The 26,622-nt window shown below is 46.4% G+C and carries 23 protein-coding genes and 1 pseudogene; 3 read left to right on the forward strand and 21 right to left on the reverse strand.

The genetic code is table 11. The annotated features are described in order from the left end of the window. Window position 1: 1 nt before the first annotated feature. Window positions 2–178 (reverse strand): hypothetical protein, encoded by a 177-nt coding sequence (locus AVZ68_RS20305; protein ID WP_157404663.1) that lies wholly within the window; start codon window positions 176–178, stop codon window positions 2–4. Between the two features lie 236 nt (window positions 179–414). Between AVZ68_RS20305 and AVZ68_RS13280 the strand changes: the two genes are divergently transcribed. Beyond that, window positions 415–1,284 (forward strand): YitT family protein, encoded by an 870-nt coding sequence (locus tag AVZ68_RS13280; protein ID WP_059105103.1) that lies wholly within the window; start codon window positions 415–417, stop codon window positions 1,282–1,284. 31 nt (window positions 1,285–1,315) lie between these two features. Here the strand turns inward: AVZ68_RS13280 and dsdA are convergent, their stop codons facing one another. Beyond that, window positions 1,316–2,647 (reverse strand): D-serine ammonia-lyase, encoded by a 1,332-nt coding sequence (gene dsdA / locus AVZ68_RS13285; protein WP_281176624.1) that lies wholly within the window; start codon window positions 2,645–2,647, stop codon window positions 1,316–1,318. A 322-nt stretch (window positions 2,648–2,969) separates the two neighbouring features. Here dsdA and AVZ68_RS13295 point away from each other — a divergent pair, with 322 nt between their 5' ends. Next, on the forward strand, window positions 2,970–3,734 hold the full coding sequence (locus AVZ68_RS13295) for a gluconate 2-dehydrogenase subunit 3 family protein (protein ID WP_059105052.1): 765 nt from the start codon (window positions 2,970–2,972) through the stop codon (window positions 3,732–3,734). 19 nt (window positions 3,735–3,753) lie between these two features. After that, window positions 3,754–5,463, forward strand: coding sequence for a GMC family oxidoreductase (locus tag AVZ68_RS13300; RefSeq protein ID WP_059105053.1), 1,710 nt, complete (start codon window positions 3,754–3,756; stop codon window positions 5,461–5,463). 148 nt (window positions 5,464–5,611) lie between these two features. Here the strand turns inward: AVZ68_RS13300 and AVZ68_RS13305 are convergent, their stop codons facing one another. The 19 genes and pseudogenes from AVZ68_RS13305 to AVZ68_RS13385 form a co-directional block, all read right to left on the reverse strand. Beyond that, window positions 5,612–5,950, reverse strand: coding sequence for a hypothetical protein (locus tag AVZ68_RS13305; protein WP_059105054.1), 339 nt, complete (start codon window positions 5,948–5,950; stop codon window positions 5,612–5,614). A gap of 272 nt (window positions 5,951–6,222) precedes the next feature. Next, window positions 6,223–6,720 (reverse strand): glycerol-3-phosphate acyltransferase, encoded by a 498-nt coding sequence (locus AVZ68_RS19900; protein ID WP_367576338.1) that lies wholly within the window; start codon window positions 6,718–6,720, stop codon window positions 6,223–6,225. A gap of 73 nt (window positions 6,721–6,793) precedes the next feature. Continuing rightward, window positions 6,794–8,602 carry a M4 family metallopeptidase gene (locus tag AVZ68_RS13315; RefSeq protein WP_059105056.1) on the reverse strand — a complete coding sequence of 603 codons (1,809 nt, stop codon included), beginning with the start codon at window positions 8,600–8,602 and terminating at the stop codon, window positions 6,794–6,796. Window positions 8,603–8,818: 216 nt separating this feature from the next. Next, window positions 8,819–9,868: an acyltransferase family protein gene (locus AVZ68_RS13320; protein WP_082676591.1), complete on the reverse strand. Its 1,050-nt coding sequence runs from the start codon at window positions 9,866–9,868 to the stop codon at window positions 8,819–8,821. Window positions 9,869–10,194: 326 nt separating this feature from the next. Beyond that, the gene (locus AVZ68_RS13325; RefSeq protein WP_059105057.1) at window positions 10,195–11,343 is read right to left on the reverse strand and encodes a S8 family peptidase; all 1,149 of its coding nucleotides are present in this window, start codon (window positions 11,341–11,343) and stop codon (window positions 10,195–10,197) included. Window positions 11,344–12,359: 1,016 nt separating this feature from the next. Beyond that, window positions 12,360–12,674, reverse strand: a complete 315-nt coding sequence (locus AVZ68_RS13330) for a DUF3870 domain-containing protein (protein ID WP_059105058.1) — start codon at window positions 12,672–12,674, stop codon at window positions 12,360–12,362. A 61-nt stretch (window positions 12,675–12,735) separates the two neighbouring features. After that, window positions 12,736–13,944, reverse strand: coding sequence for an acyl-CoA dehydrogenase family protein (locus AVZ68_RS13335; RefSeq protein ID WP_059105105.1), 1,209 nt, complete (start codon window positions 13,942–13,944; stop codon window positions 12,736–12,738). Between the two features lie 14 nt (window positions 13,945–13,958). Continuing rightward, window positions 13,959–15,146, reverse strand: a pseudogene (locus tag AVZ68_RS13340) (CaiB/BaiF CoA transferase family protein). A 314-nt stretch (window positions 15,147–15,460) separates the two neighbouring features. Next, entirely contained in the window at window positions 15,461–15,556 is a 96-nt protein-coding gene (locus AVZ68_RS21075) for a putative holin-like toxin (RefSeq protein WP_082676593.1), read from the reverse strand. Between the two features lie 942 nt (window positions 15,557–16,498). Then, on the reverse strand, window positions 16,499–18,856 hold the full coding sequence (locus tag AVZ68_RS13345) for an FdhF/YdeP family oxidoreductase (RefSeq protein ID WP_059105059.1): 2,358 nt from the start codon (window positions 18,854–18,856) through the stop codon (window positions 16,499–16,501). A 109-nt stretch (window positions 18,857–18,965) separates the two neighbouring features. Continuing rightward, complete coding sequence (locus AVZ68_RS13350; RefSeq protein ID WP_059105060.1) at window positions 18,966–19,325, reverse strand: Na-translocating system protein MpsC family protein; 360 nt, start codon at window positions 19,323–19,325, stop codon at window positions 18,966–18,968. Between the two features lie 74 nt (window positions 19,326–19,399). After that, window positions 19,400–20,251, reverse strand: coding sequence for a formate/nitrite transporter family protein (locus AVZ68_RS13355; RefSeq protein ID WP_059105061.1), 852 nt, complete (start codon window positions 20,249–20,251; stop codon window positions 19,400–19,402). Window positions 20,252–20,875: 624 nt separating this feature from the next. Further along, window positions 20,876–22,015, reverse strand: a complete 1,140-nt coding sequence (locus AVZ68_RS13360; RefSeq protein WP_082676595.1) for an SIR2 family protein — start codon at window positions 22,013–22,015, stop codon at window positions 20,876–20,878. Continuing rightward, window positions 21,966–22,310, reverse strand: coding sequence for a hypothetical protein (locus AVZ68_RS20310; protein WP_157404664.1), 345 nt, complete (start codon window positions 22,308–22,310; stop codon window positions 21,966–21,968). The genes AVZ68_RS13360 and AVZ68_RS20310 overlap by 50 nt, the downstream gene beginning before the upstream one ends. A gap of 254 nt (window positions 22,311–22,564) precedes the next feature. After that, window positions 22,565–23,185, reverse strand: coding sequence for a hypothetical protein (locus tag AVZ68_RS13370; protein WP_059105064.1), 621 nt, complete (start codon window positions 23,183–23,185; stop codon window positions 22,565–22,567). 274 nt (window positions 23,186–23,459) lie between these two features. Next, a complete protein-coding gene (gene rlmH, locus AVZ68_RS13375) occupies window positions 23,460–23,939 on the reverse strand; it encodes a 23S rRNA (pseudouridine(1915)-N(3))-methyltransferase RlmH (RefSeq protein ID WP_059105065.1) in 480 nt (159 codons plus the stop codon). Window positions 23,940–24,019: 80 nt separating this feature from the next. Further along, window positions 24,020–24,178: a CxxH/CxxC protein gene (locus AVZ68_RS19910; RefSeq protein ID WP_082676597.1), complete on the reverse strand. Its 159-nt coding sequence runs from the start codon at window positions 24,176–24,178 to the stop codon at window positions 24,020–24,022. A 232-nt stretch (window positions 24,179–24,410) separates the two neighbouring features. Next, window positions 24,411–25,625, reverse strand: coding sequence for a S1C family serine protease (locus AVZ68_RS13380; protein WP_059105066.1), 1,215 nt, complete (start codon window positions 25,623–25,625; stop codon window positions 24,411–24,413). A 187-nt stretch (window positions 25,626–25,812) separates the two neighbouring features. Further along, complete coding sequence (locus tag AVZ68_RS13385; RefSeq protein WP_059105067.1) at window positions 25,813–26,607, reverse strand: MBL fold metallo-hydrolase; 795 nt, start codon at window positions 26,605–26,607, stop codon at window positions 25,813–25,815. Window positions 26,608–26,622 lie beyond the last annotated feature (15 nt).

Raw genomic sequence — 26,622 nt, forward strand, 5'->3', positions numbered from 1 at the left:
CTCACCTCCTTTTATACTTGGTGCCTTTTTTCACCGGGAAAATGCGCTGAAACTCTTGTTCCAGAGAGTCAGGTTTTTTGCTCCACTCCAGTTTTTCATATAAATCCGGAGCAACAAATAACATAAACGGTTCAAACAATTCCGTAATGACCTTTTTAAGAGAGGTTCCTATGTTCAAGATAGCATACCTCATCAACAGAAACAAGTGTTCCCTTTTAAAAAATGACCCTAAACTAAAAGAAAATAAACAAATGCAGCCGCTCCTACTCAAGAGGGCTGCATCTTTGTTGGCAATCGGGAAGCGTTTACCCCTTTCCCTTTTTCGCTTTTGAAGGCTATTCCCCATGGAGATTCAGTCCCGTCCTTCATTTATGGTAAGATAACATGGAGTTTCAAAGAAAGGGTACGATCAAGATGACAATACATAGCGCTCAGAAGAAAGTGTTCATGGAGTACGTATCGATTCTCATTGGTTCTGCTTTGGTGGGTTTGGCCTTTAATATTTTTTTACTGCCCGCTAGGCTTGCCGCAGGCGGGGTTTCTGGGATAAGTACGATCCTTTACGAACTCTATCAGTTTCACCCCGCCTACGTACAATGGTTGATTAACATTCCGCTATTTGTAGCCGGGTTTCTCATTCTCGGGAAGGATTTTGGCTTAAAGACGTTGGTGGGGACCTTTTTTGTTCCATTTACCATATGGCTTAGTACGGATCTTCCCCTTTACATCGAGAATCCATTGCTGGCCGCTATCTATGGGGGCATCTTTTTAGGCGTAGGACTTGGCATTGTCTACCGTGGAAAGGGATCAACGGGAGGACTGGCGACCGTCGCTCAGATTGTTAAGAAGTACACAGGATTATCGAGTGGCTATTCGCAGCTATTCGTGGATGGGTTTGTTGTTGTCACTTCAGCTCTTGTTTTCAACTTGGAACTGGCGTTATTTGCGATGATGTCCATTTTTGTGACGAGCAAAGTGATTGATTTTGTTCAACTGCAAACCTCCCCGTCCAAACTCGTCCTTATTATTACGGAACAAGAAGAGCGGATTCAGGCCATGATTAAGGATGAAATTGATCGCGGCCTAACCAAAATCAGCTCGACGGGCGGCTTTTCGGAAAAAGAAAAAACGATGATTCTCTGTGTGGTTGAGCAGCAAGAAGCCATTTATTTAAAAAAAGTGTTACGGGAGCAAGAACCTTCTGCCTTTGTCGTCTTCCTTAACGCATCGGAAATCCTTGGACGAGGCTTTTCCTTATCCAAATTCTATGACCCCGGAAGGTAGAGCGCGAGGCTCCCCTCGCTCTTTTCTCCCCCTACGTCTCCTTCATCAATGCTTTTCCCTTTTTATAAAACCCGTTCATCTCTTCCTCGGGAACGAGCGCTCCTCCCGTGGCCCAGGCAATATGGGTCGCCTGGTCTATCTTTTTGTCGCCATGTATCCCTAAACGAATCGGCCCCTGCAAGCCGGCCGCCGCCGAGGGCTCGACTTTCATGCCTTCTGCATCCATCAACAACGCAAGAAGAATGAACAGGTCGTCATCCTCCATCGTATAATGCCCACTGCTCAGCCTCTTGCTAATGCCGGTGGCAAAACTTGAGGGCCTTCCCACGGCCAGCCCGTCCGCCTCTGTAACATTATCGATCCCGAAGTCTTGGACGCTGATTTTTTCTTGTTCTCCTGTTAAAAGTCCCATGAGAACAGAGGGAGAGTGCGTCGGTTCAACGAAAAAACAGTGGACGTCGTCTCCAAACACGGTTTTTAGCCCGAAGGTAATGCCTCCCGGTGACCCTCCGACCCCGCAAGGCAAATACACACATAGCGGATGCTCCTCATCGACAGCAATGCCCTGCGCCTCCAGTTGTTTCTTCAGCCGTAACGCCGCTACACTGTAGCCAAGAAATAAATCGCGTGAGTGTTCATCATCCACGAAATAACAGCTCGGTTCCCGCTTGCACAACGCTCTTCCTTGCGTAATCGCCTTGCTGAAATCGGCTTTGTATTCGTAGACATGGGCCCCCTTTTCCCGAAGCAAATCCTTTTTCCACTGCTTGGCATCCGCCGACATATGAACCTCCACCTTAAACCCAAGCGCGGCGCTCATGATGCCAATGCTAAGCCCGAGATTGCCGGTGGAGCCCACACCGATGGAATACTGGCTGAAAAACGTTTGAAACGCAGGGGAGGCAAATTGCTCATAGTTTTGCCCTTTCGTGATCAATTGATGTCGAGTCGCTAAGGTTTCCGCGTGCTTCAGCACTTCATACACGCCACCGCGCGCTTTGATGGAACCCGCAATCGGCAGTTCGTTATCGCATTTTAAATAAAGATCGCCGGCTATACGCTCGTGATAATAGTTCTCCATTGCCTTCTTCATGTGGGGGATCGGCCGAAGCGGGGATTCGACGATTCCATGAGCGGCTTTCGTTTCCGGAAATACGTTTTCGATAAAAGGGGCGAACCGCTGCCATAATGCCTCCGCTTCCCATATATCGCTTTCGCGTACAGGAAGATCCGTCCAATCAGCAGTATCCTTCGCAAAAGGATTCTCCCAAAACACCGGTTTTAAGGCGATGATATCGGTAAGGAGTGGAAACGCTTGCCTCCACGCTGCCAATGATTTTCCCAGAACGCTGTTTTGCATCATAAGGTTCCCTCCCGTAATGTCTGATGTCTTTATGATTGGCTTCCGCTGAGAAGTTCATTCATCGAGGATCCAAGTGAATCGTGCGTTTCGGCACCGCTTCTATATAGGTCTGGTGTGCCGTATCCCGGGGCTCGTGCATCGTATTCCAGATCCTTACGCCAAGCTTCGCTCCGTTCTTGTGACTTGTCATTGCCGAATAGAGGAGAGGAAACGAATGTCTGAGACAGACCATTACCATTTATGTATAAATCCCTCCTTCTGGGGAAACTTGAGGGCAGATGGATGATTCAAGCAAACGACGAGAAAGGAAACGAGGGATACGATGACAGAAAAGCAAAACGGCGCAAAAATGTCCCGTAGAAAATTTATCCGGAACTCTGGACTAGTGGCTGGTGGGTTAGTTGGTGGCGGCCTGGTTGGTGGATTGATCGGGGTGAATGCTCGAGAAGGGCAGATTGCCGGCGATGGAGGGAACGGTGAGGAGCAAGGCCATAACGAGATCAACCACCAGGAAGCCCCGCTTTATTTCACGAACTATGAAATGTTTTCGGTCCTGTCGGATGCGGTGGAGAGGATTTTTCCTGAGACAGAGAGTGGCCCAGGCGCAATCGCACTCGGCGTTCCTTTTTTTATTGATCACCAGCTTGCTGGAGCGTGGGGCTACAACACGAGGGAATACATGCAAGGGCCTTTTTCACCGGGTTCCGATTACCAGGGCTACCAATCCCCGCTCAAACGGCATGAAGTGTTCGACGTTGGCCTTCAGGCACTGCAAACGTACACGAGAGATACCTATGATGCCGGTTCGTTTGTCGAGCTAGAAGAGGAACAAAAGGATGAAGTGCTTCAAGCGTTTGAAACCAACGAGGTGGAACTCCATGGCGTGACGTCAAACACCTTCTTCTCTCTTTTACGCGCCGCGACATTGGAAGGCGTCTATGCAGACCCTGCCTACGGCGGCAACAAAAATATGGATGGATGGAGAATGAAGAGCTTCCCTGGGCATCAGATGGCTTATATCGATCAAATTGAATCGGAAGAATTTGTCGAGATTGAGCCAACGGGCTTACATGCGTATACAGACTAAGACTATTGGAGGATAAATCATGGCAAAGACATTACCAAAAACAGAAGCCGTTGTTGTGGGGATGGGATGGACTGGCAGTATTCTCGCGGCTGAGCTCGGAAAAGAAGGCGTCGAGGTCGTTGCTCTTGAACGGGGGCGAGGCAGAGACTTGCAAGACTATTATGTGGTTCACGATGAGCTTCGCTATGGCATTCGCTATGAATTGATGCAAGATCTTTCAAAGGAAACCATTTCGTTTCGCAACCATGCCAGGGAAACCGCCCTGCCCATGCGGCAGCTAGGCTCCTTTTTACTAGGTGAAGGCATGGGAGGCTCCGGTGTGCATTGGAACGGGCAAACCTATCGTTTCCTCCCATATGACTTTGAAATTCGCTCTAAGACGATCGAGAAATATGGAGAAGGAAAAATCAAAGGCCTGCAACTTCAAGATTGGGGCATCACCTATGATGAATTAGAACCTTATTTCTATGAGTTTGAAAAAGCGGCAGGCATTAGCGGCGAAGAAAACCCACTAGGGGGAAATCGCGCCAACGCGTACCCAACCCCTCCGATGAAGGAGACCCCCGTAACAGCCAGGTTTAAGGAAGCCGCTCAATCTCTCAATTATCATCCCTACCATATGCCTTCAGGGAACTTGAGTCAGGGGTATGAAAACCAATACGGGGCCAACCTTGCTGCCTGCCAGTACTGTGGCTTCTGTGAGCGGTTTGGCTGTGAATACGGGGCAAAATCAGACCCCACCGTTGCAGTCATTCCTTTTATCAAGGAACAAGACAACGTCGACCTTCGGAATTTCTGCAATGTCACGGAAGTGCTCCACGATGGAACCAAAGCCACGGGGGTCAAATATGTCGATGTCAGAACCAAGGAAGAATTCATCCAGCCTGCAGATATGGTCGTGTTAACAAGCTATGTGATGAACAATGCACGCCTCCTTCTCACGTCCAACCTTGGACGTCCTTATGATCCGGAAACAGGGCGGGGTGTGATCGGGAAAAATTATTGCTACCAGATTCTCCCTGGCTCTGTCGGGTTCTTTGAAGAGGAACAATTCAACACGTTCATGGGCGCTGGGGCTCTTGGCGCAACGCTGGATGATTTTAACGGGGACAACTTTGACCATTCCGACCTGGATTTCATTCACGGCGGAACCATTGCCATTAACCAGTCTGGAAACAGGCCAATCCAAGTGAACAATGTGCCGAACGATACCCCGAGTTGGGGAGCACAGTTTAAGGACGATTCCGTGAAATACTTTACCCGTTCCTTAAGCATCACTTCCCAAGGAGCTTCGATGCCGACGTCATACAACTACTTAGATCTTGATCCGACATACAAAGATGCTTATGGTCTTCCGCTCCTGCGAATGACCTATGATTACTCGGACCAAGACAGAAACCTGTTTAACTATATTGGAAAAGTGACAGATGAGATTATGCAAGAAATGGGTGCCTCGCACATCAATGAACGAGACAATTTGGAGCACTATGATATCGTCCCTTACCAAACGACTCATAACACAGGCGGGGTGATTATGGGAAGCGACCCGGAAACATCGGCCGTCAATAATTACTTCCAAATGTGGGAGGCAGAAAATGTATTCGTGGTCGGAGCTTCTGCTTTCGCCCACAACGGCGGATACAATCCTACAGGCACTGTCGGAGCGTTTGCCTACCGGGCGGCAGAAGGCATGTTGAAGTATAGAGAGGAAGGTGGAAGCCTCGTCTGATTGGAGGGCGAGGAATCTGCAGCAACCATCGGAGAGAGGGCCCTCTGGAAGAGTAGAGGGTCCTTTTTTGATAGTTAGTAAACCCTGCAAGGAATGGGTGAATAAGAAGGGCAACTTCTCCCAAATAAGAATAGGCGCTTTTTTGCCCCTACTCGTTAGCAACGTCATCAACGTCCATTATGCGAATTTCGCGATTTTCCTCGTATCGAAATTGGACAATATAGTTCGTTCCGTTCCCCTTTAACTCCAGGTAGTTCGTTGAGCTCTTGAAGTCTTCCGATTGTATATAATCCTGGATTGCCGAAAGCGAATCGATGGAAGCCTCACTATTAACATTCTGCAGATGATCTTCAACAAGTAATTCCTCAATTAATTCTGGAGTTGTGATCGTCTTATTCGTCTCGTTTGTGTAAAGAATCGCTAAGACAATAACCCCTGCATGAGAAATCAGTATCGCTAAGGTGTAAAGTGATTTTCGGTTCCCCATGTTTTTATACACCTGCCCCTTGCAAAAGATGGATTGAATCACTTATCTGATTTATACGACCGCTTGAGACAGAGCTAGCCATAACTTCTCATTACGGTTAAGCTGATTGCACATTGATTGCCAGTGAATGTTAACCCATGTAAGGCAAACTGACTACAGCATAGACCAGGGTTATAACTGCGATAAAAGAAGCGAAGAATAGGATTTTTGCTCCCTTTGATCGGTTCCTAAGCCACCCCCATCTTTTTTGGTCATGATCCAACCAAATCACATCAGCAACAACCACGGCTACAATTAAAAGGATTGCTAAAAAAGGATGAACCACTTGTTCTCATCGCCTTCCTGTATTTTACGTTTGCTCGGCAATAGCAACGGGCCAGATCATATAATGATGCTGAAGTCGTTTCAGTACATTTTTGTTTCCTCATGGATTCCAAGTCCCTTTCGATCGAATCGATTCGTTTTTGAACAAACGCCCTCTTCCCAAACACCCGTCCCGCATTTCGAGCACCGGCATTTGTACTTCCAAGCTCTCGCACGTCCTGCTTCCCCACTTGCCTTCCCACATAATACGCTCCGTTTACGCATCCAAACCAATACGAGATAAATAGCAACCCAACGTCGAACAGCGGCCTCACCCTTTTTCTATTCCCTTGCAATCGTTGTACATTGTTACTATACCAAACAACCCAAAATAAACCAATTGAAGAGAAAGAGATGAGACGACGTTTTTCATCCGCTGAATGTTGGATTTGTTTCACGTGAAACACAGGTCCAGAACCGAGAAGCGCCCATACAAAAAGGAAGCTCCCACCTTAAGCCGGGAGCTTCCTTTGTTCCAATTCATTCAATTCCTACACCATCAAACCCATCTTTCGTCGCTTCCGTTTGCTCGCTGTCCTCCCCGTAGAGATCGATCGCCGACTGAACGAAAGCAAAACGAGTATCGTCAAAATCGGAGAGAGCCGTTAAATAAGTCGTTAACGCACGGTAAGCAATTTGCCCAAGATCTTCTCGTCCGATGTCTTGTCCGATGAGATAGGCGGCATGATTAATAATCGAAGAATTGATATGAACCCCACCATTGTCGAGTTGAATTGGCAAGTCATAATACTCATCCATGTGGGATGGGTACACCCCTGAGCCATCTCCATATTCCCAATACGCTTCATTGACTTCAAACTTACCGGGATCTTCGAGACTCCGTAAAGCCGTACGACCGTCTGCAATCGCAGCAGGTGCCATGATATCATCGCCGATATCCCAGCTAGATTCATCGACCAAGACACCAAAGATGTCAGCTAGGGCTTCATTCACGGCCCCGGGTTGAAAGCGATAGACAAGTCCTGCCGTATTGGTAATCACGCCATGCGTCATTTCATGAGCCGCCACATCAAGACCCGCTGAGAGAGGAACCATGAATTCGCCGTCTCCATCCCCGTAGGTCATTTGCCTTCCATTCCAAAACGCATTATTAAACTCTTCGCCGTAACGAACGGTCGATACCACAGAGATCCCTTCATCATCAAGCGAGTTACGGCCATGTTCCTCCAAGAAATACTCATACACTTCGGTTGAATTATAATGAGCATCAACGGCAGCAGCATGGGTTTCGTCATTAAAGGAGGCATTGGAATTCGTATAAGGCACCCCTGGCAACGAAAAGTCTGCACTTGGGTATTCGTTTTCAAAATCATAGGTCAAGATCCCATCCATGTCAGAAAAGGAAAAATCAAATAGTGTAAAGGCTCGCCCCGGCCCATTTTCTGCTGCTTTGTGAGAAATATCAAGCACCCGGTGTTCGCCGTGCACGCCAGATCCAGGCCCGGCGGCAGAGCGATACTGGCTAGGGTCCGGTGTAAAAGGCGAACCACTATTAAAGGAGAACCCTTCTTCTTGTTCACTCCCCCCGTTTTCTACCCCATCGTCTTCCAACCCAGCGGCTTCTGCCATATGAGAGATCGTATTATACTTGTCCAACACGTCTCCTTCGACAGCATCCACAAAGACAAACCAATTCCCTGGATCGTTCGACATGAAATTCACATTGACTTTATAGACAAAATGTCCTTCATCGCCTAACGGGTAAAGCGCAAGCTCTGCCGTAGGGTCTTCTTCTAAACGCTCAGGAGCGCCGACTGCGTCCCGAGCGATAGTAACGGCCTGTTCCTCTGAAACAGTGACATCTTCGGAGCTCATTTCCAATTGATCGATTTCTGAATGGAAGTGGCCATTCACTGTTTGAATCGTATTCTCTTCATCAAAATGAACCAACACTTCATGGCCTTCTACAGGTATTCCATCTTTCGTTTGTTGTAAGCGAATATGGGACATTCCCTGTTTATCCGTATGTTCTTCAAGCACGTCCAGATCCTGCATCGGATTCTGCATATCAAACATCTGTTTATTGGACTCTAAGAACCGTTTGGCTGCATCCGCGTCACTCCTTTCAGCAGAACGCTGCGTTTGCACCGAAACGTCCGCTTCCTCTGGGGAGTAGAGAATTTTCGAGTCTTGACTGTTTTCTTCAGGCACCTTCCCATCGGGAGTCGCCGACTCTGCATACGCTCCATTGACAGCGACTGGCGACGTACCGATTAAGGCAGCGACACAAACAAGGCCTGTTACTGTCGTACCTACACCTTTTTTCATCCCATTTCCTCCTCGCTTTCTCCAGCTACACTGGTAGTTTCAGAGTACCATAAAAAGAAGAATACTATTATTGGGAAAATTGATGGGAACGAACGATAGGAGGGGGGCGAGAAGGGAAAAGGGGAAACCATATATACCAGGGTACCTCTGTCGCTTGCCTGGAATTCTCACACAGAAAAAAGCAGGAACATTGACGTTTCAATGTTCCTGCTCTCTCTATGCATCACTTGATACCATGTTCCCTCTCGCTTTCGGCAACCGCACGGGTGTGGAAGGCGATTTTCCCAACACCCATGGGATCTTCTTCAACAGTTTGATACATGGCCACATCAAGAGAAGGGTACACGCGGTGTAAAACAGGGTCCACGGCAAGCTTGTCGTGGCTGAGATTTCGTAGCCGAACCCATAATGCACCAACGCCCTCACAAGGTTAAGGCCGGTAAAATGAAGCAGAAGAATCACGATCGAATTCTGCCCTAAAAAGATAAGAAAGCTCGAACGCTCTAGCTTCATACAGAGAAGAATCGTGGCGACCATCCCAGCAAAGGCTGCAAGATAAAAGTAGCCAAACTCCCCATACACAGCGCCCCTCATATCAATCCGTTCACTGTTTAACGACTGAATGTAATTTGTGAACAAGAGGAGCCCTGTGATCAGTGGAAGCACCTTCACCCACGAAACGTGGCGCCACAGATGCTTCGTTAAAAACCCTAAGCCATAGAACACCACAGCCGTCACCGCCACAACCCCATTCCACGGCACATACAGGTCCATAACGGACGCACCATAGCCACCAATGGCGCAAAGAAGAAGGAAAAGGACAAGAAAACGCCCCCCGCTCAAACGGTAATAAAGAAAGAACAAAAGCTCAACCACGAACAAGCACGTCAAAAACCAAATCGCCGGGTTGTACGTCAGCTGGTAGTTCTCCGGGGTGGAAAGGAAAATTCCAGACAGCGGGACCAAAGGGTTGACGCCCTCTCCAGATGTAAACGGAAAATGCCTCGTTGCGAAAAACCAAATCATATAGGTTACAATCGAAAATAGCAAATACGGCAACAGCAAACTCCGTGCCTTTTTCTTCATGAACGCCCCGATTGAAACATCACGAGGCCGGAAAACGACGCCTGATAAATAGAAAAACAACGGCATATGAAACGCAAACAGAAAGGCTCTTAGTGAATCCTCAATCGGCGCGTGGCTCATCACCACAAGAATAATCCCGAGTCCCTTCGCTGCATCAATCCATTTCACTCGTTCACTCATGGTCGTCACCTCCTTTGCTCGCTCGTATCCAGCGTTTTCTAACAGTATATCGCACAGCCCCTTCACCCAAAACCAAACGCACCGAAGTTACACAAACCCTCACAGCGGCTGGAGATTTATACGCTGGTTGCCATCGTTTTTCACGTTTCGTAACATCCTTGAAACAAAGACGCTTCCTTAAGTGTGGACAAGGGTGGCTGTAGGCAAACGTCACGAGTTGTAACTCCCATGCGGACAAAAGCTTAGGGCTTTGCTGAGTAAGAATGGGCCCCTTATCACTAGAAAAAGGACCCGGACATCCCGGCTCCTTTTCCCACTCTTACCTATTACCGTGTCGCAGCATCAGCATTGACTAACCCATTTCCATAAAATTGAGCGTTGCCTACGTTTGTCGCAGTCGAATTCAAGTGATTGCGGATTTGGCTATTGCTCCAAGAAGGGTTTTTCTGCTTAACGAGCGCCGCCACACCAGCCACATGTGGAGTTGCCATAGATGTTCCGCTCAAGCTCGCGTAGCGGTTGGCAAGGTAGGTGCTCTGAACACCGACGCCCGGAGCGACAATGTCGAGTCCAGCACCGTATTGAGAGAAGCTGGCACGGTTGTTGTTCCGATCAGTGGCGCCAACGGCCATCGCGTTTTGATAGCGCGCCGGGTAGGAGAGACTGCTAGCCCCTGAATTCCCAGACGCCGCCACGACGAGGACGCCTTGATTTGTCGCTTGGTTGACCGCTCGCTCAAGCGTAATACTTGGTGAAGCACTTCCAAGGCTCATGTTGGCAATATCCATGTTATTATTGGCGGCCCACTCCAGCCCTCTTGCAATGCTGCTTATGCTTCCTGAGCCATCTGCACCGAGAACTTTCACGGCGTAAAGCTCCGCACGAGGAGCGACGCCGACAACGCCCGTCGAGTTATTAAGCGCCGCAATGGTACCGGCAACATGAGTCCCGTGGCCGTTGTTATCACTCGTAGACGGCTCTCCTGAAATGAAGCTCGCTCCGCCCCGGATATTCAAGTCTGAATGAGAAGCGATTCCGGTATCCAGAACAGCGACTTGTACTCCTGCTCCAGTGAAGCCCCGGTTATTCGCTGCAGGAGCTTGTACACGCTGGATCCCCCATGGGACACTTTGCTGCATCGTTGTGACTTCATGATCCTCTTCAATATAAGAGATTCCGCTTTCTTCACTCAGCGACTCTACATCTTCTGGATCTAGTTCTACCGATAGGGCGGGAATGAGATCATAATCGTGAATGATGTCGACGTCTACACCTTCATCCTCTTGAGCCTCTCCATCGAGCGAGAACGTTCCTACACTCTCCACTTCCTGGCTGAATAACTCAACCGCTTCTTCTTCTTCAAACCCTATTAAATAGTTTTCCTTTTGTTCTTCCGCCAAAGCAACTTGCGACGTACTGAGTAGCGCCGTGACACAAACAAGACCTGCTACTACTTTGCCTAAACCCTTTTTCATAGCAATTCCTCCTTTGTATTTTACCAGTTTTCGCTGGTAGTTTAAGAGTAACAAAGAAGGAAGAATGGTCATATTGGGAAAATTCATTTCGTGTTGGGAAATGTCGAGGGGTGAGCGTTTATCTGTCGTCCTGCCTAAGGTCATCGTTGCTTGCGGTAGAGAAGAGGCGAGCGCCAGATGTTTGTTTCGTGTGTTCCTGCGATGCTGTGCCAGTACTGGTACTGAAACCTTTCGAACATGACAATCAGAAAAAAACTGCTAACCTGAGTTCAGTATGAATTTTAACATCACTCCCCTCCATGAAAGAGCCATTTTGTTGAATAAAAGAATTCCATAAAAGAATGACATTTAGGACATTTGTCCGCCCAAAATGACGTTCAGAAGAGAACCTCACTGGTTGTACTATTCGCTTGTATCCTTACAGGCGCGAAGTCTGGGTTATATTATGAGTTAAGAATCAATAACGCAGCAAAAAAACAGCAGGATCCTGCCCATTTTGGCGGGCCATAACGCTGCAGTGACACTAGATTAAATAAACGATCTCTGATAAAATATCTGTATAGGGTGTATGCAGGCGGCTAAACCTGCATACAGTTGGTAGTAAGGCGGTTTTAATGCTTTGGTTTTTTTACCAATAGCATCCCGGCTAGAATGAGTGCGGCTAACACTCTTCTAGCTTTTTTGCTGTTCCAAAGCTTTTTAAAAGTCTTGTTACAACAAAGAGGGCTACACCTTCTAACATACTACCACCCCCTCCCTATACAGCCACGAGAGGGAACGTGAAAGGTAAGGTCGTTATGACCTTACCCGGCGATTATAACATGGATCGTGCGCTGATAGGGATTGCCTTTCCCCTAATCGACTAGTGCTGCTAACATTTCATTTGACTATATTCCTAAAGCATTATCATTTGTCCATTCTGTCGAAATAACAGCCTGCACCCAAGACGATCAGCATTAAATGTTTTACGAGACAAACCCACACTCACCAGCCATAACGCTGGCGAGCCATCCTTTTCATTCCTTGCTTGCCACCAGCTCAAACTGAAGATACACATCCTTCAAAGCGGCCTCAATCGCCTGGCCTGCTTTTCCGCGGTAATGGGTCTGCACGTTTTCTATCAGTTTCTCCACGCCATCGTTTAGACAGTAGCCCCGTAACAGTTGCCGAATATACGCACGCCCATGCTCTGTGGCAAGCGTGCACGAAGAATCGACAATCACTCCGTACGTAAAATCTAGCTCCAATGTGATGGTAATGGAATCGTATAGATTTCTAGCTGCCATCCCTTGTGGAAGCTTGGCGTGTCCTGCAATGAAATAGGTGTTCATCATGGGTCTCCTTTTTTTCACTGATGTACGAGAGATCGTGCCGATTCTTCACTGCCTTCCCTTAGTTCGGGACAGACGCTTGTTCAAACGGCCATGCCGGCAATGATTTGCGAAGCGGCTTATCTTCCTTGTAGCCAAGCGCGTATTCTCCCTGCATAATCGTATGAATTTCTCTTGTGCCTTCGTAAATGACTGGGGCTTTGGAATTCCGCAGAAAGCGTTCTACCGGGTATTCATCCGAGTAGCCATACGCCCCGTGGATTTGGACGGCATCATTCGCGGCTTCAAACGCGGCATTGCAGGAAACCCACTTCGCGAGGGAGGTTTCCTTCGTGTTTCGTTTGCCTTGGTTTTTCAACCATCCTGCTTTAAAAACGAGCAGTTTGGAGATTTCAAGATTCGAACTCATCTTGGCAATCATTTGCTGGACAAGCTGATGTTTGCCAATTTCTTTTCCAAACGTTTTTCGTTCGTGGCAGTATTTCAGGCTCGCTTCAAGGCTGGCTTCTATTAAACCGACCGCTCCCGCAGCGACGGTAAATCGACCACTATCGAGCGCCGACATGGAAATCTTAAACCCTTCCCCTTCTTCCCCTAAGCGATTGGCCACAGGGACTCTGACATCGGTTAGGAAGACTTCGCCCGTATTGCCAGCGCGAATGCCTAGTTTCCCTTTGATCGCCTTCGTTTCCACGCCTTCGAAATCACGTTCGACAATAAAGGCCGTAATGCCTTTATGAGCGACATCGCCATCGGTTTTTGCAAAAACAAGGAAGTGGTCGGCCACATCACAAAGGGAAATCCATGTTTTCGATCCATTCAGAATGTAATGATCTCCATCCCGAACAGCGGTTGACTTCATCGCCGCTACATCGGACCCTGCGTCGGGTTCTGTCAGTCCAAAAGCGCCCACTTTCCGACCCTCGGCTTGCGGGGTCAAATACGTCTGCTTTTGCTCCTCGGTTCCCCACTGCAATAACGTCATGCTGTTCAACCCTGTGTGAACAGAAACGGCTGTACGATACGCGGTGTCGCCCCGCTCCAACTCCTCACAGACAATCGCCAGCGTATTATAATCCATGCCAGCGCCCCCGTATTCTTCAGGGATGCAGACCCCCATGAGCTGCAGCTCGGCCAATCGATTTAAAATCGACGGTTGAAACTCTCCTTTCCGATCCCACTCCTGAATATTGGGGATGATTTCCTTATCGACAAACTTCCTTACCATCTTCTTTACACTTTGCTGCTCTTCTGTTAATTCGAAATTCATCATGACAATTCCTCCTAGATCGTTTTATTTTGTTTAAATTTCGTTATTTCTTCCGGCTGATAGCCAATTTCCTCAAGCAGTGTTTCGGTGTGTTCCCCGTATAATGGAGGATGATGCCTCATGGTCACGGGCGTTTTCGATAATTTTAACGGCGAGCCGGTGACTGTAAGATCGTCGATGAGAGGATGCTCCATCTCCACGACCATGTCTCTCGCCTTGATTTGAGAATCGTCAAACATCTCGGCTACGGTGTTGATAGGCCCGTTCGGAACACCAGCTGCATCGAATTGCTCCTTCCACTCGGCTTTTTCCTTTTTCAAAAGCTCTTCTTCACAAATGGCCGTCAGTTGATCTCTATTCGCCAACCGATTTTCATTATGAAGAAATTCAGGCACCTCCGCTAATTCAGGCCTCCCCAAAACAGCGGCGAACCGTTTAAATTGCTCGTCATTCCCTACGGCCACGACCAAATCGCCATCCTTTGCCGCAAACACTTGATACGGGGAAATATTGGGATGGTGATTCCCCATTCGCTTCGGCACGACGCCACTGCATAAGTAATTGCTTGCCACATTAATTAACGCAGATACTTGGCAATCCAGTAGTGAAATATCGAGTTCCTGCCCTTCCCCCGTCTGCGCTCGATGATGCAATGCAGATAAAATCCCGATGCATGTGTATAACCCTGTCAGCACATCGGCAATCGCCACCCCCACTTTCACCGGGCTCCCTTCTGCTTCGCCCGTAATGCTCATCAAACCGCTCATCGCTTGAATGATGTAATCATAGCCAGGCAAATCCTTATAGGGACCAGACGACCCAAACCCGGTGATTGAAGCCATAATCAGCCCGGGATGTTCCGCTTTTAACGACGCATAGCCCAGACCCATTTTTTCCAGCGTGCCCGCTTTAAAATTTTCAACGATGGCATCGCTAGAAGCGGCCAGTTTGCGAAAAATTTCTTTTCCTTCTTCGGTTTTTAAGTTCAGCGTCATTCCACGTTTATTTCGGTTGGCACTCAAATAGTAAGCGCTTTCTCAACCAACAAAAGGCGGTCCCCATCCTCTCGTTTCATCCCCTGATTCATGGTGTTCGACCTTGATCACTTCTGCTCCTAAGTCACCGAGGATCATCGAGCAAAACGGACCCGCCAGCACGCGAGACACATCCATGATGCGGATTCCTTTTAACGCTCCCATCACGACCTCACCCCCATCAAGCATTTCTCACTAAAAAAGAGCCAGCAAAACAAACAATGCTCGCGCACTGATCGTCTCACTGACCCCTATTCACGGCTCGTCTTCCGGCAACGAAAGATCGAGTGAACAACGTCAATGGTATTCGTTTGATTGAACCTACATTCAAGCCGGTCATGCAGCAAGGGCATTGCTGTCATCGGTTGTTACTGTCAGTATATACTGTGTGATCGAATGTTACAACAACTATTTTTGGGCTTATCAACTGGAGTACATGAGCAAAGATGTTGCAAAGCGGCTACCAAACTCATGTAGGGGGCTTATTCATGTTTAATCAGTAGAAGCACCAATGTCAACAAGGCAATTATAAACATTCCAGACCCCATTGCTAAACTAAGTGCTTCATATACTAACATGGTATCACCTCCTTTCACGGAGGTGATACTATACACCCGTACATGAGTTATTCAGCTTCGTCTATTATAACTTAGAATATCTAAATTTTGTATTACATTTCTACTTATACCCAAAGTATACATGTACTACTTTAATACAGTACATTTAAGTACTACCTTTTCAACTTCACATTAATAGTTGGCGCTTAACGGTTTCTAGTTTATTATTGGTACTAGCAGCTTCAAGAAACGCGCCTCTGTCCTTTCGTTACTGCAAACGGAAGGGAGGTGTAAGTCTATCCCTTTATCACGTAAACAACGCGTAGAACGGAAAAAACGCAATAAAAAAAGCGGCCGGAAATTAGTCCTTTCCGTTGCCGCTGCGCTTTTTTACCTGGCTCTCGAAGAATCGGTAAAAAAGCTTGTTGCGTTACTATTCAAAGCCTTAACGGGCTTTTAGGCGGAATTAAGCGTACGCACGGCACGGGACACAACCATATGCTGCCGGTGTCTTAGCGGACCTTGCCGGCGTGGAGGTGCGTTCGCTGCTTATGCTTCGGCCGTGCGGCCTTTCCGTCTATCTATTAATATTATATCCATTTCACTAAGTTATATGCATAATATGGTCGGACATAATAAAAACGTCTTGGCTTAGCGGTCCAAGACGTTCTTTTGCGTAATAGTGTAGTCCGCACCTTACGCGGTGTGTAGTCTATCCCTATGTCTTTATGATAGCAAGACAACTTGACTAATGCAAGCATTACTACAGTCGGAGGGGCTCTTCCGCCTGAAGCTGCAATGAATGGTGCTGCACATACTGCGGCGACTCCATGAGAAAATTTGAAGCTTTTTCTCTTTATCAAATGGAAGCAAAAAGACTAACAGAGCTTGAGCCTATGACAAAGCCATTAAACTCAATTAGACCCGATCTCTAGGGAAAAGAGATCAGGCCCACGGCTTCGTTTAATCAGCGACCATTTCCAAGTCGTCGATTCGTTTCTCCAAGTAATCCACGTCTTTCTTGGCATGAAAGCGCTCGGCTTTTTCCACTTTGACAGCGACACTGTATTGAGGAATCCCTGAAGGTCCGTCATAAATCCCTTTTGGAATTAAGAAGTTGCCTTCGGGGAAATGAAGCCCCACATTGCCACTCGCAATCTCCGCAACATGAGCCTTTCCTTGAAAGGTGCCGTGCTGATTATAGACGACGACGGCTTCTCCGTTGGCAATGTTCAGCTTCCTTGCATCGTCTTCGCTCATGAGAACATCGTAGCGACCAGCCGCGTTAAATGGATCGGTCTCTTTGTAGACCATCGAGTTGAACTGTTTGCCACGCCGCGTCGTAATATAGAACGTGCCCTCTGGTTTATTCAAGTTTGGAATATCGACCGAAATCAAATTTCCTTTTCCATCAGGCGTTGGGCAAACGCCCCCTTCGCATAACCACGCGCCTCCCCATTGGAACACGTCGCCTTGTTTTTTCAGATGTTGAACGCCATCATAGTCTTTATTGGCGAGGGCGATTTCGTCGCGGATCGCTTGCCCGTCTTTAAAATCAACGAGGTGCGCGGTTTGGGGTTTGACCCGTTTGGCCAGGTCAATGTAAATTTTCCATTCGGCTCGTGCTTCTTCGACTAGCTGTTTATTGCCTTCAATTTCAGGAGAGAAATACACCATTCGTTCCGTCGACGTCGACGTTCCGCCTCCGTCTTGTTCATACCGCGTCTTGGCTGGAAGCACAATCACCGCTTCCTTCGCCTCCACCAGTGTCGACGTATTAAAGATAATGTCCTGATGCACGCGGATGTCTAATTCAGACAATGCCTTCTCAATGAAGTGAGGATTTGGCATCGTTTCTAAGAAATTCCCGCCGCTCATATAATACAGTTTTAGCTTTCGTTCGTGATCCTTTGGCAGCATCGCATTCTCAAGAGACACTCCAACAATGTCGCCTTGCCATCTCGGAAGCGTAAAGTTCCAGAGGTTTTCGATTCGCTTGACGTTCTCGGCGTCCCAGCCTCCGCCAGGAAGAACAAACGGATCGGCGCCCATTTCGCCAGACCCTTGGACACTGGAATGCCCACGGAACGGCATCAGGCCGGCATGCTTGCGCCCTAAGTGACCGCGCAGGAGGGCGAGGTTGGCGACTTGGGAAATATTGTCCGTGGCAAAGGAATGCATCGTTAACCCGAGCGCCCACGCATAGACCGCGCTTTTGCTGTTTGCCAAAAGTTCAGCCAGCTCGATGATTCTTTCTTTGGCAATCCCTGAAGACTTCACAATCTCTTCCCAAGACTGAGCTTGCACTTTCGCTTGAAGCTCCTCATAATGATTCACATGTTCGTGAACAAAGGCATGGTTAATCGCCGAACCCTGTTCGGATTCTTCCATCTCGAACCAGTGCTTCATGATGCCATGCATGAACGCAATATCCCCACCAATATTGATTTGATAGAAATCATCCGCGACCTTTGTACCAAAGAGGGCTGATTCCGCATTCGAAGGAACCCAATATTCATCCATCGCCGGCTCTCGGTATGGATTGATCACAATAATTTTTGTCCCTTTTTTCTTCGCTGCCAGCATATACTTTGTAGAAACCGGAGAACTGTTCGAAGCCACCGACCCCCAGAATAGGAGCACATCCGTGCCAATCCAATCTTGATAGTTGGCACTGCTTGCGCCCACCCCGATCGACCGTTTAAGCGCTGTCTTCGAAGGGGAATGGCAAATACGAGAAGCGTTGTCAATATGGTTGGTTCCAAGAAAACGAGAGACCTTTGCCGCTACATAATAAGACTCATTGGTGATCCCTCTTGAAGTTAAATAAAAGCCATATTGCTTAGGGTCCAATCGTTTCATCTTCTCAGCGATCATATCCATCGCTTCGTCCCAACCGAGACGGGAAAATGTTCGTTCCCCCTTGCGACGAATCAACGGGTATGGAATTCGCCCTAACTCACGCAACTCTTCGCTCTTGTATTTCTTTAGCTCATCAATGTCTGCGTGCACCACTTCTTCCTTCATCGCAGGCATTGTGTTTAGACGCAGCACATTCAGCCGAGTCGTACAGATATGCGGCCCCTTGAGGGTTTGGTCTTGCAAGCCTGAAACCCCTAAGGCACAGCCATCACACACCCCTTTGGTAAGGATGTTTTTCGCGTAATTGAGATTGTCTTTGTTGTCCCACATCACTTTCATCGTATCTCGAATATGTTTCGGTTTCACCTTGCCTAGACCAAAGGGAATCGGACTCACCCAATGCTCTGGGGCGGGCTTTTTCGACAGTTTCATCGGTCCTTGGTGTTTCGTATCTCCCATGTTTGCTCCTCCTCGTTTCAAATAAAAACCACCGTCCATCCTTTTGTTAGAAACAAAAACGACGGTGGTTACGTCTTTTGCAGGGTCGCTACTAAGTGTCAAAGCTCATTTATGTGGAAAATTTCTCTTCTATATTCTCATTAAAAATAAAGATGGACATGCCAAAATCACGAGGAATATCAATGTCCACAAACAAGTCGACATACTTGCATCCTAACAACTCTTCCATCTCGAGCGGTGGATTCTTTCGATACATATCTTTCACCATTTCCGTGCGTGCCGCGCGGAGCAGCTGTTTCCCCTCATCGGCTGTAGCCATGAATTTTTCCACTGGTGATAGATTGCCTTCCATTTCGCAGATCGCCCAGTTCTTGCAAAACGTTGTTGTAATTTTACTTGGTCCTTTTCCCATATGCTTCTTTCTGAAAGAGCGAACTAGGTTACTGAATTCTGCCTCATACTTATTCATAGTGCCCTCCTGCGTAACGTGCGTGTTCAAAAAGGAAGACAAAAAAGAGCGGAGTGGTTCCCCTCTTCAAAGAGTCACCCTTTGTGTATTTTAGATGGTACCATATCACTAAACGAAGATGAATCGTTTAGCTTGCTGTGGAGGGGCTTTTGCTCTTTTTCTCTTACATAGGCCATCCAGTAAAACCCGCCCACAAAAAGGGCGCCGCCGACGGCATTGCCGAGAAAGACGGGAACAAAGTTCATCACGTAGTCCCACCAGCCGAAGTAGCCAGCAAAAATAGCCGCTGGGATCACAAACATATTGGCGACCACATGCTGAAAACCAATCGCCACAAACGCCATAATCGGAAACCAAATTCCTAACAATTTTCCAGCGACATTATCGGCACTATAGCAAATCCAGACCGCTAAACACACCAACCAATTGGCCCCAATCCCGGAAATAAACGCCTGAAGAAAGGAATCGTCAATTTTGGCTCCAGCCGTAGCGACCGTTTTCTCTAAGAAAAGCCCCGTTTCCGTCAAGCCAAGAATATGCCCAAAAACGTAGGCGACGAAAACCGCGCCAACAAAATTGCTGACGGTTAGAAGCGACCAGTTTTTCACGACATCAATCGTCTTAATCTTTCCAGAAAACCTCGTCATGGGGAGCGCCATCATGTTGCCTGTCAGTAACTCCCCGCCAGCAAGTAAGACGAGGACGAGACCGACCGGGAAGACCGCCCCGCCAATCAGTAACGACAGGGAGCCCCAAATTTCCTCCGGTAGATTGGCGGTGACTCGGATCGTCAATAAAAACCCAAAAGCGATGAACGCTCCCCCTAGAAATCCAAGAAGGAGGGACGTCGATACCGGTAAATGAGCCTTCGTTTCGCCATTCCCCATCGCTCGTTTCGCTGTTTCTTTAGGTGGATGAAATGCCATTCTAACAACCAACTTTCTTTATGGAATTGTTAGAGGCAGAAGCAATGTAACGCAGATTTCCTTTTCAACATAAAAACCGTTGACCTCACGTAAACGAATAGAGGTCGCCCATTCGTTCACGAAGATCAACGGTTAGAGAAATAGCAGGATTCGCTACTATTGGCCAACAGTAAATCAATTGAATATTCTTGTTCCCAATTTAACCGACAATAGGGTCGCTATCTCGTGTCAAAATGGTGACAACCGTGTTCATGCGTCTTTTAAATTATACCATGAAAGCGCTGAAATGAGCAATGGGAATTGGGGGAGGGAGGGGGTGTTGGAATTTCCAAGAAAACGTACACAACGTGTCGAACGAAGGAGAAGAGTCTCGCATTTTGTAAAATGGAATCACGATAAGGCCGGGTTATCTTAATCGATAACTTCTCATTGGTAAGATCCCTATATAATACTTTTTTCATTTGACGTCTTTCTATGCATATGGTAATTTAAAATTACATAAAATATTGAACAACGTATTTGTTTATCGCGAGAGATTTTGTTCTTGCTGTAAATCATTGCGTTCAAGTAAGAAGCCCCGGAATCTGTCGTAAGTCTCAATCCTTACCACAAATTCTCGGGCTTTTAATTTTTATACCGCAAAAAGTCATAAATTTTAACTACTCTTCTAAAATTAGTTGCTATTTGTCTAGTTTGTATTTCTAAAATATTTGGGGTCTCATTAAATGTTGTCTGTAAAAAATTGCAAAGTTCATCTAAATTAATCTCTTCCTCGCTAAGAAAACAGATATATTCTAAACTTCTAGCTAACTCAAATTCCTCAGCTATCGCATTAACAGATCTATGCTCAATATTAACAGTCCTACTCCTATTAATTAATCCTTTGTTTAAAAATTGTTTTAGTTCAGTCTTTATTTCCTTTTCTATTTGTTCGGGCAAAGGTTCTTCATAGTCTTTGATATATTTATAAATAGGTATACTATTACTATGCCGCCTTAATAAAGTTGGAAGAGCCTTTTCGACAATCAATACTGGGTCAAAGTTTTTATTGTCAAATATTATATCCTCATAAATTTCCTTAACAGATACTCCTTCATAGCCCTTTTCAGCAAAATACCTAATAACTCCAACACCTACGACAATTTCTAAATCCTCTAATTTATCATCTTCTAGATTCATTACCTGTAGACTTTGTTTAGGCTCATTTGACAAGACTAAATCATAGATTTCACTTTTAAGCTTTCTTAAAATTGGCGCCTTATACTTGGATTGTATTAGTGTTAATGATTCATAAAACCAAGAATAATCTTTTATATATAAGTAAGTCATATCAATTCTTTTACCGTTTTTAAAACTTTTTTGGAAAGTACTAATCCTATCTGGATCATCAGAATTATTCCACTCTACAAATATAAAACGATCCCTAAGAATTTCCAATTGGTCTTCATTTAAACATTCAACAATTGAAGATAATATTTCTTCGATATTCGGATCATTTATTGAATAACCAATAAAAATGATTGGATGCTCTAAAAATAAAGTGAGAATTTTGGAAGCTAGGTAGGCATTCTTATTTATAAACTCTTTATAATCCTCTTCGTTTATAACAATAGATTCTGGTTGTGTTACACACCCATGAATTTTATAAATCTCTGCTATTCCTTGAATTACAGAGAAAATTAGTTCTTCCTGACCAATAAATACGTCGTAATCATTAAAACAGGATTCCAGATATATGCTTACTGCTGAGATTCTTAAAGAGATCTATCTCCTCTTGGTATTCAGAGTTGAAATTCTCTTGTTTGCTCTTTAAGTCTTCTGCAATATCTATTTTAAAAGGCGAGATCCCTGCCAACGCCGCTTCCTTATGGCGCTTTCTAGCTCTCTTATACTGTGGGTCATGTAACCATCTCTTATTAAAATCATGTTCAATAAGAGAGGCAATTTTAGGATTTTCACCAACAGGAGTTACGAGGTTTTTAAATCCTCTTTGTACATACGGTAACCAAAGTCTGATTTCTTTGCAATTCTTGCATAGTTCTCTAATAAGCCATCCCAACTCTCTGTCTGCAAATACCTCCGCGATAACCCCGCTCCAACGAATAAAAAAGGTAACGTATCAAAAGTCTTCAACTTATTTTCAAGAATCTGTTTGATATTCGAAGTCATTTTATGCACCTCCATTTAGAAATTTATTCTTTTAAATTCTTATAAGTGCCTACAATACCTCATTAATACATGAGGACCTAACCATATTTTATCTAAATTATCACGCTATAATAATGCATTCTGTTAAAACTACATTAAGCTTTTTTAATTCACATTTTCCATCAATTCTTTTTCTAAATAGTGGATAACAAATGATGTTCCTACTGGTGAAAAGGTATTTATTTCATTTGCCATATAATGAAACAATTGTTTTATCTTTAGCTTATTATCTCGGTTATCAAAATGTTTAAGTAGATATGCCTTTAAAATAGTTGTATATGCAATCACAGTTTGCTTTTTGAATAGCCCATTATTAAGTAAAATTGGGATTTTAGTGTATTTAACTTCGTCCCTTATCAACTCATTCGTTGACAAAACATCCCCCCTGAAATCTAAATCAAATACTTTGCCGATCCATTCTACCATTAATTTGTATTTTTGCGGATCGATATTCCCAGTAGTTTTTGATCTGGATGCTTCCTCACATGCTAGCGCATATATGATTCTAGATGCATATTTCTTAACTATATTAATTACCTTCTCAAAATCAGTTTTTTGGCTACCATAGTATTTTTCAAAATAGGAGTCATCTTCAACGTAATATCTAGCCATTATGGCAAAATTCGTATCCAATACAAACATAAACTTACTATTATTGTTTTCTCGAATTAATTTATCAATATCTTCTATTCTACCATCAACCCATGCTGTAGAAAATACACTCAATACTTTTAACTCCTTCCATAATTATAACTATACAATGCATCCGAAAGAGAACTCAATGAATTCTTTTGTATTTTCATTCCACAACGGAATAAAGACCTAACTAATCAATAATGGCATGAATTCCCCCTATCTGAGTTGCCATGTTCTTGTTGTAATAGTTTATGAAAATGATTTATCTTAGGTTTCAGGCGAAATTATAACGATAGCCTTCACTCCAGCTCCTTACTAACAATTTCCGCCCGTTTTTGAAAGAAAGTCCCTTTCAGTTTTACCACTACTTATGATAAGGCTCCCCCCTCACAATCCGAAAACTCCGGTACACCTGCTCCACAAGCACAAGGCGCATCAGCTGGTGCGGAAACGTCATTTTCGAAAAGCTCAATTTCTCGTCCGCCCGGGCCAGCACTTCCTCCGACAGCCCCAGCGACCCGCCGATCACAAATACCACCTTGCTTCTCCCGTGAGTCGCTAGCTTCTCCAAGTCCGCGGCCAGCTGCTCGGAGGTTTTCATCTTCCCCTCAATCGCGAGCACAATCACATAGGCATCACCGGAAATCTTCGCTAAGAGCCGCTCTCCCTCTTTTTGCTTAACGATCCGCATGTCCTGCTCACTAAGGGTTTCCGGTGCTTTTTCATCGGCAACTTCAATCACCTGAACCTTGGCATAGGCTCCGAGCCTCTTTATGTACTCGTCGATTCCATGTTTTAAGTACTTTTCTTTCAGTTTTCCTACCGTAACTATCGAGATATTCACGTTGTGCATAACTCCTTTCGCTGCGAATTACATAGTTTATCCACAAAATTTATCCACATATCAACAGTGTGTATATCTAATTATTTCGTGACAGTGTAGACGGCTTGTTGGGTGCAGTAGCTGCATGTGGGAGCTGCACGCTGCGCACCGCTTATTTTTTCAATCACCGGCGCTACTTCAAACTCGTCCACGGCCACGTCTAGCGCTAATTCTATATGTTCGTCGCATGCGTAAATCATCGTATCCTTCCTTTCTCATCCGCTGTCATTATACCATACCCCTCCCGCCTTATCCCCAGATCGACATGCGCAGGCGGGTCGACCAGAAGCGAGAATTTTGGAAGGCCTGCTACTTGAAATCCCGATTTTGGATTTCAGGGCAGGACTGAAAAATCTCAAGCTTCTTCCCGCCGGAGCTGGACAAAAACACAAAAAAAGCGCACCCCGAAGGCGCGCTTTTTTCCACATGCGGTTAAATGTCTTGCTGTTCCTCAAGCGTGACGTCTACGGTTTGCTCTTCGCCGTCACGGTACAGCGTAAGCGAGAGGGTGTCGCCCACTTCTACGTCTGTGTAAAGAATTTTACGAAGCCCTTGCCCGTCTTCAATGTCTTCGCCGTTGACGCCTGTGATCACGTCACGTTCTTGGATGCCGGCATCTGCGGCTGAAGAGTTCGGTGCGACACCTGTGACAATAATTCCGTCGGTCACATCTTCCGGTAGGTTCAGCGTTTCTTGCCAGTGGGCGCTTGGAATTTCCGCGAGTGAGCGGAGGGTGATGCCAAGCTGCGGCCTGCGAACTTCTCCGTGGGTTTCAATGTCTTCGATGATTGGCTGCACGATGGAGGATGGAATTGCAAAGCCGATGCCCTCTGTTTGACCGGCAATTTTCATGGAGTTAATGCCGATGACTTCCCCGTTAATATTCACGAGCGCCCCACCGCTGTTCCCAGGGTTGATCGCTGCATCGGTTTGCAGCACTTCGGCATTCCAGTCGACTTGGCCGTCTCCAGTAAGGTCGACAGGGATGCTGCGCTCCGTGGCACTAATAATGCCTTGGGTCACGGTACTTGCAAACTCAAGCCCGAGTGGATTGCCGATGGCGACCGCTGGTTCTCCGGACCTAAGGGAATCTGAATCCCCAAACTCTGCCACGGTGTCCACATTCTCACCGTCGATGAGCAGGACGGCCAGATCCGTCAACTCATCGTTCCCAAGCACTTCCGCTTCGACGCGTGTGCCGTCGGTTAAGGCGACTTCCACTTCTGAGGCGCCTTCAATCACATGGTTGTTTGTCACCACATAGGCACTGTCGCCTTCTTTTTTATAAATCACGCCTGAGCCCGTGCCCTGCTCGCTGTTTTCTCCCGTTCCAAATAAATCGTTCTGCTGCATATTGAGGACCCCAACAACCGAATCAGACACGCCTTCAACGGCATCCGTCACGGCGGAATTCACATCTAAATTGATGGTATTCTCCGCTACGGGCGTCTCGTTTTGCACATCCTCGTTATTTGTACCCGATTCACTTGGCTCATCGTCCAGTCCCGCTCCCAGACTCGACATCACAGGTGAAGCGATCAGCACAAGTACCCCGCCAATCACCGCCCCTCCGAAGGCTGACCACATCGATGAGCGTTTGCGTGGTTCATTGTATCTAGACTCTCTATCTTGATCATAATAACCCATTGATTCTTTGCCCCCCTACGCTATTTGCAATCCTAAGCTTAATACCTTTAGTATACCCTACTGTGTGGAAAGGTCTAGGCTGCGCTTGACTTTTCGAAGATTTTTGATTCCCTTTTAACAATCATTGATAACTTATGCGTCAATTTTGTAAAAAGCCTAGTATAGGTATACACGTTTTTCTCAACTATTAAACGACCGCTAGTGGTGTTGGGGTAAGGGGGTCCGTGTCATACAGCGCTAGCGATTCGCCAATCCGATGTCCTTCCTGCTTCAGCGTCTGTTCAACGGTAAGGCGAGCAAGGTCCTTCATGTTGTTATCCAGGCTTAAGTGGGCCAGATAAATGCGGGAGGTGTTGTCGCTAATAACATCGTTTAAGGCAAGAGCGGAGTCTTCATTCGATACATGCCCGAGATCGCTTAATATCCGGCGTTTGACATTCCACGGATAGCGACCCACGCGAAGCATGTTCAAGTCATGGTTGGACTCAAACACATACATGTCTGCGCCTTCAATCGTTGCTTTGATTCGTTCGCTCACATAGCCCATATCGGTAGCGAGTACAAGTTTGCGGCCTTCGTGGCGAAAAACAAAGAACATCGGGCTCGCCGCATCATGAGAGACGCCAAAGGATTCGATTTCAAGATCAGCGAACGATTTTACCTCGCCGCGTTCAAAGGCGAATTTTTGTTCGAGTGGAATTTGCCCAATGGACGTGTCCATCGCTTTCCATGTTTTCTCATTCGCATAGATGGGGAGCCGGTGTTTGCGTGCAAAAATCCCGACTCCTTTTATATGATCGCTGTGCTCATGGGTGACAAGCACAGCGTCGAGTTTTTTCGGGTCACGATCAATGCGATGAAAGAGCTCATCCATTTTCTTTCCACTGAGCCCAGCATCGATGAGCACACGCTTAGACCCCGTTTCTACATACATTGCGTTGCCGGTACTGCCACTGGCCAGCACACTAAATCGCAAAGCCACACTCCTCATCTCCCT

Origin of the sequence: Shouchella shacheensis, assembly GCF_001484965.1 — a bacterium.
In the GTDB taxonomy this organism is placed as follows: Bacteria; Bacillota; Bacilli; order Bacillales; family Bacillaceae_D; genus Shouchella; species Shouchella shacheensis.

What these genes read in the sequence shown, in the direction of transcription:
- AVZ68_RS13280 (WP_059105103.1), top strand. Translation starts at nt 415, where the DNA reads ATGACAATACATAGCGCTCAGAAGAAAGTGTTCATGGAGTACGTATCG.
- dsdA (WP_281176624.1), bottom strand. Translation starts at nt 2,647, where the DNA reads ATGATGCAAAACAGCGTTCTGGGAAAATCATTGGCAGCGTGGAGGCAA.
- AVZ68_RS13295 (WP_059105052.1), top strand. Translation starts at nt 2,970, where the DNA reads ATGACAGAAAAGCAAAACGGCGCAAAAATGTCCCGTAGAAAATTTATC.
- AVZ68_RS13300 (WP_059105053.1), top strand. Translation starts at nt 3,754, where the DNA reads ATGGCAAAGACATTACCAAAAACAGAAGCCGTTGTTGTGGGGATGGGA.
- AVZ68_RS13305 (WP_059105054.1), bottom strand. Translation starts at nt 5,950, where the DNA reads ATGGGGAACCGAAAATCACTTTACACCTTAGCGATACTGATTTCTCAT.
- AVZ68_RS13315 (WP_059105056.1), bottom strand. Translation starts at nt 8,602, where the DNA reads ATGAAAAAAGGTGTAGGTACGACAGTAACAGGCCTTGTTTGTGTCGCT.
- AVZ68_RS13320 (WP_082676591.1), bottom strand. Translation starts at nt 9,868, where the DNA reads ATGAGTGAACGAGTGAAATGGATTGATGCAGCGAAGGGACTCGGGATT.
- AVZ68_RS13325 (WP_059105057.1), bottom strand. Translation starts at nt 11,343, where the DNA reads ATGAAAAAGGGTTTAGGCAAAGTAGTAGCAGGTCTTGTTTGTGTCACG.
- AVZ68_RS13330 (WP_059105058.1), bottom strand. Translation starts at nt 12,674, where the DNA reads ATGAACACCTATTTCATTGCAGGACACGCCAAGCTTCCACAAGGGATG.
- AVZ68_RS13335 (WP_059105105.1), bottom strand. Translation starts at nt 13,944, where the DNA reads ATGAATTTCGAATTAACAGAAGAGCAGCAAAGTGTAAAGAAGATGGTA.
- AVZ68_RS21075 (WP_082676593.1), bottom strand. Translation starts at nt 15,556, where the DNA reads ATGTTAGTATATGAAGCACTTAGTTTAGCAATGGGGTCTGGAATGTTT.
- AVZ68_RS13345 (WP_059105059.1), bottom strand. Translation starts at nt 18,856, where the DNA reads ATGGGAGATACGAAACACCAAGGACCGATGAAACTGTCGAAAAAGCCC.
- AVZ68_RS13350 (WP_059105060.1), bottom strand. Translation starts at nt 19,325, where the DNA reads ATGAATAAGTATGAGGCAGAATTCAGTAACCTAGTTCGCTCTTTCAGA.
- AVZ68_RS13355 (WP_059105061.1), bottom strand. Translation starts at nt 20,251, where the DNA reads ATGGCATTTCATCCACCTAAAGAAACAGCGAAACGAGCGATGGGGAAT.
- AVZ68_RS19910 (WP_082676597.1), bottom strand. Translation starts at nt 24,178, where the DNA reads ATGATTTACGCATGCGACGAACATATAGAATTAGCGCTAGACGTGGCC.
- AVZ68_RS13380 (WP_059105066.1), bottom strand. Translation starts at nt 25,625, where the DNA reads ATGGGTTATTATGATCAAGATAGAGAGTCTAGATACAATGAACCACGC.